The organism is Brevundimonas sp. (genome assembly GCF_036402095.1).
Classification (GTDB): Bacteria; Pseudomonadota; Alphaproteobacteria; order Caulobacterales; family Caulobacteraceae; genus Brevundimonas.
Genome location: NZ_DASWTO010000013.1, coordinates 1 through 6548, shown reverse-complemented (window position 1 = coordinate 6548; position 6548 = coordinate 1). Strand labels below are relative to the sequence as shown.

The window sequence follows — 6548 nt, the reverse complement described above, 5'->3', positions numbered from 1 at the left end:
CCGATGCGGACGCCACGGCACGGGCTGGCGGCGGCGGCGGTGGACGACGTGATCTACGCCATCGCCGGCGGCGAAGTGGTCTCGGGCGGGCGGGCCGGCGACGTGGTCGAGGCGCTGAAGCTCTAGCGCCGCCCGAAAAGCTTCTCGAGGTCGGCCAGCTTGAGCTCGACATAGGTCGGGCGGCCGTGGTTGCACTGGCCGGAGTGGGGCGTGGCCTCCATCTGCCGCAGCAGGGCGTTCATCTCCGGGGCGGAGAGGACGCGGCCGGCGCGGACGCTGCCGTGGCAGGCCATGGTCCCGCAGACCTCTCCCAGCCGTTCGGACAGGGCGAGGGCGGCGCCGTGCTCGGCCAGGTCGTCGGCGATGTCGCGGATCAGACCCTGGACGTCGGTGTCGCCGAGCAGCGCCGGCGTCTCACGCACCAGCACCGCCCCGGCGCCGAACGGTTCGACGATCAGGCCGAGCTGCGCCAGTTCGTCGACGCGGGCGCCGATCCGCTCGGCCTCGGCGGGGTCGAGCTCGACCACCACGGGGGTGAGCAGGGCCTGACGCGTCACCGAACCCGCCGCCATCTGGGCCTTCATTCGCTCGTAGACGAGACGCTCGTGGGCGGCGTGCTGGTCGACGACGACGAGGCCGTCGCGGGTCTGGGCGACGATATAGGTGCCATGCAGCTGGGCCCGGGCGGCGCCCAGCGGGAAGTCGAGCGGATCGATGACTTCGGCCTGGCGCGCATCCGTCAACGGTTGATCGCCGAACGCCGGTTGCGGCTCGACCCGCGCCGAACGCTCGTTGAGACCGGGCAGGATCTGGGCGGCGGCGGCCGCCGAACCGGCCCAGCCCTGCCAGCCGCTCCAGCCCTCGGCCGAAGGGGACGAGGGGCTGAAGGCGGCGCCATTCCCCACGCCCGAATGGGGGCGGAAGCCAGCGAGGGCGTCGGCGGCCACAGTGGTCGAGGCCCGGTGTCCGGCCGCGGCCAACGCATGGCGCAGGGCTCCGACGATCAGGCCGCGGACGAGCTGCGGGTCGCGGAACCGGACCTCGGCCTTGGCCGGGTGGACATTGACGTCGACGTAGAGCGGGTCGACCTCAAGGAACAGCACCGCCGCCGGATGGCGGTCCCGGGCGAGGAAGTCGGCGTAGGCGCCCCGCAGAGCCCCCTGCAACAGACGGTCGCGAACCGGCCGGCCGTTGACGAACAGATACTGGTGGCCGGCGTTGCCGCGGCTGTAGGTCGGCAGGCCCGCATAGCCGGTGAGGCGGACGCCATCGCGTTGCTGGTCGATCAGCAGGGCGTTGGCCTCGAAGTCGCGACCCAGCAAGGCCGCGAGCCGCTTGAGCCGCCCCTGGTCGCCCGGGTGTTCCGCCGGCAGCCGCAGGGTGGTCCGGCCGTCGAGGTCGAGGGTGAAGGCCACGGCCTCGTGGGCCATGGCCTGACGCTTGATCTCCTCGGAGATGGCCATGGCCTCGGAGCGCTCGGACTTCATGAATTTGAGCCGGGCGGGGGTGGCGTAAAACAGGTCGCGGACCTCGACCCGGGCGCCGTGCGGGCCGGGGAAGGCCGCCGGGGCGACCGGATGCTGGTCGCCGCCCTCGACCGTGATCCGGTGGGCGTCGCCCCCCTCCTTCGGGCGGCTGGTGATGCTCAGCCGTGCGACCGAGCCGATCGAGGGCAGGGCCTCGCCGCGGAAGCCGAGCGTGTGGATGCGCAGCAGGTCGACATCGCCGGCGTCGTCGGGCTCGAGCTTGGAGGTGGCGTGGCGCTCGACCGCCAGGGCCAGCTGGTCGGCGGCCATGCCGCAACCGTCGTCGGCGATCAGGATACGGCTGAGACCGCCGCCGTCGGCCTGGATTTCGATCCGGGTCGCCCCCGCGTCGAGCGCGTTCTCGACCAGCTCCTTGATGGCGCTGGCCGGGCGTTCGACCACCTCGCCGGCGGCGATGCGGTTGACGGTCTCGGGCGGGAGGCGGCGGATGGGCATGGATTCGCCGAGTATGGCCCGTCCGGGATCAGGGAAGAAGCGCCGCTTGGTCTCGCCTTGGGGTTAGGTCAATATGGACTGGGGACAGGGGAGTCATTCCGCATGCGCAGCCTTCTGATGTGTGGCGTGGCCGCGGCCACGGTCCTGATCGGGCCTTCCGCCCTCGCCGACGCCACCGCCGATCGGGCGGTGAGGGACCTGATCGAGCGGCCGCGTATCTGCGGGCCCGGAGCGGCCCAGGCCGGGGATGCGCCGCCGGCCGACATCGTCATGGTCGAGGGCTTCGGGTCCGGCGGCTTCAAGGTCGACACGGCCAACCCCGAGGCCCAGGCCTGGTTCGACCACGGCGTTCGACTGCGCTGGGCGTTCGAGCACACGGAATCGGTGCGCGCCTTCCGCAAGGCGCGGAGGCTGGATCCGGCGTGCGGGATGTGCGCCTGGGGCGAGGCCTGGGCCATGGGGCCGAACCTGAACGGTGGCGGCGAGGGCGAGGACACCCGGCGTGCGGCGCTGGGGACGGCCCGCGACGCCCGTCGTCTCGCCCGCGACGCCACGCCGGTGCAGCGCCAGATGATCGACGCCCTGGTGCAGCGCTATTCCGGGCGGGAGTCGTCGCGCGCCAACCGCTTCGCCACGGCCATGGACCGGATCGCACGGCGGCATCCGGCGGATACCGCCATTGCGGCCGTCACCGCCGACGCCTGGATGCTGAAGGCCGAGCGCTGGTGGGACGACGAGGGCAAGGCCGCGGACCCGGGCATCGTCCGGGCCATGGCGATTCTGGAGCAGACGCTGGCCCGGGCGCCGGACGATCCGGCGGCGATCCACCTCTACATCCACCTGACGGAATGGTCGGACGACCCGCACAAGGCGATACCGTACGGCGAACGGCTGGCGGCCCTGGCCCCGGGGGCCAGCCATCTGGTGCACATGCCGTCGCACACCTTCTACCGCGTCGGGCGGTACAGGGACGCCATGATGTCGAACGTCAACGCCGTGGCGCTGGACCGGCGCTACGACGGGCTGGCGCGGCCGCCGGGCGGGGTGCCGGGCATGCCCCTGCACGGGCACAACATCCATTTCGGCATGGGCGGAGCCCTGATGGCCGGCGGGGGGAACGAGGGACTGAAGCTGGCCGACTGGTTCCTGGCCACCTATCCGGACATTCCGGCGGCCAACGTCTGGAGGCAGATCGTCGCCAACAACGCCTATGCGATCTATGGCCGTTTCGGCGAGGCGGCGCAGGTGGCGGGGCTGAAGGAGCCGCCGGCGACCCATCCATTGTTGCGGATCAGCTGGCGCTACGCCCGCGGCGAGGCCGCGGCGAGGGCCGGCGACGCGGACGCGGTGCGCGCCGAGGCCGCGGCCATCGCGGCGCTGCGCGAGGATCCGTCGTTCGCGGCCGGGCCTATGCGGGAGGAACGGAGCGCCTTCACCGAGCTGTCGCAGCGGGTGCTCGAAGGACGGGCGGCGATGATCGACGGCGACCACCCCGCGGCCGTCGCGGCCTTCCGACGGGCGGCGGAATTGCAGGGCATGGACGACGAGGGCGGCGATCCGCCGGCGATCTGGTACCCGACGCGGCGCAGCCTCGCGGCCGCCCTGCTGGCCTCGGGCGACGCGGCGGGCGCGCGGGCCAAGGTGCTGGAACTGCTCGAGGACTGGCCGAACGACCCGTACAGCTATTTCGTGCTGTCCCAGGCGGAAACCGCGCTCGGAAACCCGGCCGCGGCGGCCGAGGCCGAGCGACGGTCCCGGGTCGAATGGATCGGCGGCGCGATGGACCTGAAGCTGGCCTGACGGGCCTAGCGGGCCTTGGCCTCACGGATGGCCCGCTCGAGCGCCGCCGGCTGGATCGACTCGGTCGCCTTGCCGTTGACGAAGAAGGTGGGGGTGCCGATCAGGCCCAAGGCCGATGCGGAGGTCTGGGTGTCGGCCAGATGACGGGCGATGCCGGGGCCCGACATGGCCGCCTCGGCCGGGGCCATGGAGACGCCGTTGGCGGCGAGGATGGCGTCGATCGTGTCCTCCGACAGCGCCGGCTGGGCCATGAGATCACGGAAGACGGGGACGTATTTGCCCTGCTGGTGCGCGGCGAGGGCGGCGCGGGCGGCGTAGTGCGACACGCCGTTGGCCGGACCGTCGAGAATCGGCCAGTCCTTGAACACGAAGCGCACATCGGGATGGGCCTGCATCATGCGCAGGACCTCGGGCGCGGTGGCCTTGCAGCCCGGGCAGCGGAAATCGAAGAATTCGATCACGGTGACCCGGGCGTCGGCCGGACCGAAGGCGGCGTCGCGGCTGCTGACGGCGAGCAGACCCGGATTGGCGACGGCGCGGGCGTTGATTTCGGCGGTCTTCTGGCGGTTCTCGACGATCTGCTGCTGCTGCGCCTTCAGCTCAAGGGCGTTGCTGACTTCCTGCAGCACCTCCGGATTCTGCACGAGGTAGGCCTTGACCCGCGAGCCGAAGTCGGCGCCCGTGGTGTAGGGCGCGACGGCGATGACCAGGGCCAGCACCGAGACGGCCAGCGCCGCCACTCCGGCCCGGTCGCCGGACAGCAGGCGGCCGGGCAGCGAGGGCGCGGGCCGGGGATCGGGCGTTTCGGTCATTCAGGGTTCCGGGAGGTTCAGCCGGCGGCCGGCACGATGGCGGGCCGGCGGCGTTCGTTGCGGCGGTCGACGTCGTCGACGTCTTCCTGGGTGGCGCCCGAGGCGAAGACGATGTCCATCGCCCGGGTCCATTCGGCCGTGCCCGGCTCCAGCATGTCGCGGGCGCGCAGGGCGAACTGGGTGGCCTCGCGCTCGGCGCCGATGGCGAAATACATCTCGGCCGAGGCCAGACGGGCCTCGCCCTCCTTGCCCTGGCTGGCGTAGGCTTGGCTCAGCAGGCGCCAGGCCATGCTGTTGTCCTCTTCCAGCGCCGTGGCTCGCTTCAGCTGGTCGACGGCGGCGTCGAGCCGGGCCGGATCGCGGGTTTCGATCAGGGCGTGGGCGAGGTTGATGCGAAGCAGCGGGGCGTCCGGCCGGATCTCGACCGAGCGCTGGTGGGCGCCGATGGCTTCCTCGGGCCGGCCTTCCTCAAACAGGATCTGGCCCTTGAGCTCCCAGAAATACGGGTTGTCGGGCTGTTCGGCGAGCAGGGCGTCGACGGCGCCGAGGGCCCTGTCGGTCTGGCCGTCGCGATACCAGGCGATGGCCCGGGCGTAGCGGGCGGGCAGGGCTGTGTCGGTCTCGGGATAGTCGCGCAGGGTTTCGCGCGGGTGATCCATGAAGGCATGGATCTTGGCCAGGATCAGCGCGTGCTGGGCCATCCGCTCGGGGCTGTCGCGGCGATCGTAGCTGGGCTGTTCCGAGACGAAGCGGCGCAGATTCTCGATGCGGTCGGATGACAGGGGGTGGCTGCGGAAATACGGGTAGCGCCGCGCGTCCGAGAAGACTTCCTGCGAGCGGAAATTCTCGAAGAAGGTGACCAGGCCGCGGCCGGATTCACCGGCGCTTTCCAGCGCGCGGGCGCCGGTGTTGTCGGCTTCGCCCTCCTGGTGGGTCATGTAGCGCAGGGCGCTGAGCGTGCCGAAATACTGGCTGTTGCCCAGCAGCACGGCGCCGGCGTCGGGCGCGCCGGCGGCGATGGCCAGGGCCCCGAGCGCCATGGTCATCAGCATCGGCTGCATGCCGGCGTTCTGCGCTCCGTCCCGCAGGGTGTGGCGGTTGCGGATGTGGCCGGCCTCGTGGGCGATGACGCCCAGCAGCTCGTTGGGGCTGGTGGTGCGCAGGATCAGGCCGGTGTTCAGGCCCATGATGCGTCCACGCGTGGCGAAGGCGTTCAGGTCCTGATCGTTGATCAGCAGGATCTCGATCTCGGACGGCTCCAGACCCATGCCGGTGAACACCGGATCGGCCCAGTCGTGGATGATCGATTCGATCTCGGTGTCGCGGATGGCGCTCTGGGCCGAGGCGGGGGCCGCCACGGCCAGCGCCAGGCCGGCCGCGGCTGCGGCCCCGACGAGGCGGGCGGCGTGTCTGGACAGCCAGTTCATGGCGTACTCCCGGTACCCTCGATCGCCCCCGCCTCGATCCTCACTATCTAATCGCGGCCATTCAACGGCGCCACCACCCGCGCTTCGGCTTCTCGGGCGGGGCGACGATCTGGTTCGGGTCCTCGGCGATCAGGGCCGCGACGTCGATCTCGGGCGCCGGGGCCGGTTCCGGCTCGGCGACGGGCACCGGCGCCGCGTCCGCGACAGGCTCGACCGCGTGCTCCGGCTCCGGGGCCGGTTCGGGCGCGGGCTCCGGCGCGACGGCCTCGACGGCTTCCGCGTCCGGCGCCTCAAGCGCGGGCGCGCTGTCGGCCACGGCGTCCGTGGACACCTTGCGGCGCACGCGGCGGCGCTTGGGCTCTTCGGCGACGACGGGCGCGGGGGCCTCGACCGCCCCGGCGGCGGTATCGCCTGACCCGTCCTGCGACAGGCCCTCGCCGGCGTCCCGCGCCTCGGCGGAGGTCGCCGGGGTCAGATCGCCGGAAGCCCGGTCACGGCCACGGCCGCGGCCACGACGGCGGCGCGAA

The 6548-nt window shown here is 72.2% G+C and carries 4 protein-coding genes and 1 pseudogene; 1 reads left to right on the top strand and 4 read right to left on the bottom strand.

The genetic code is table 11. The features are described 5' to 3' along the window. Window positions 1–122: 122 nt before the first annotated feature. Window positions 123–1982 (bottom strand): DNA mismatch repair endonuclease MutL, encoded by a 1860-nt coding sequence (gene mutL, locus VGD32_RS00970; RefSeq protein ID WP_331030036.1) that lies wholly within the window; start codon window positions 1980–1982, stop codon window positions 123–125. A 102-nt stretch (window positions 1983–2084) separates the two neighbouring features. On the opposite strand from mutL, the gene VGD32_RS00965 reads away from it, so the two are divergent. Next, window positions 2085–3782 (top strand): hypothetical protein, encoded by a 1698-nt coding sequence (locus VGD32_RS00965; protein ID WP_331030035.1) that lies wholly within the window; start codon window positions 2085–2087, stop codon window positions 3780–3782. 5 nt (window positions 3783–3787) lie between these two features. Here VGD32_RS00965 and VGD32_RS00960 read toward each other — a convergent pair whose 3' ends face one another. From VGD32_RS00960 to VGD32_RS00950, 3 genes and pseudogenes are all read right to left on the bottom strand, one after another. Then, window positions 3788–4594 carry a DsbA family protein gene (locus tag VGD32_RS00960; protein ID WP_331030034.1) on the bottom strand — a complete coding sequence of 269 codons (807 nt, stop codon included), beginning with the start codon at window positions 4592–4594 and terminating at the stop codon, window positions 3788–3790. A gap of 17 nt (window positions 4595–4611) precedes the next feature. Further along, window positions 4612–6021 carry a M48 family metalloprotease gene (locus tag VGD32_RS00955; protein ID WP_331030033.1) on the bottom strand — a complete coding sequence of 470 codons (1410 nt, stop codon included), beginning with the start codon at window positions 6019–6021 and terminating at the stop codon, window positions 4612–4614. Between the two features lie 61 nt (window positions 6022–6082). Continuing rightward, window positions 6083–6548 (bottom strand): annotated as a pseudogene (locus tag VGD32_RS00950) (ribonuclease E/G); the annotation flags it as partial.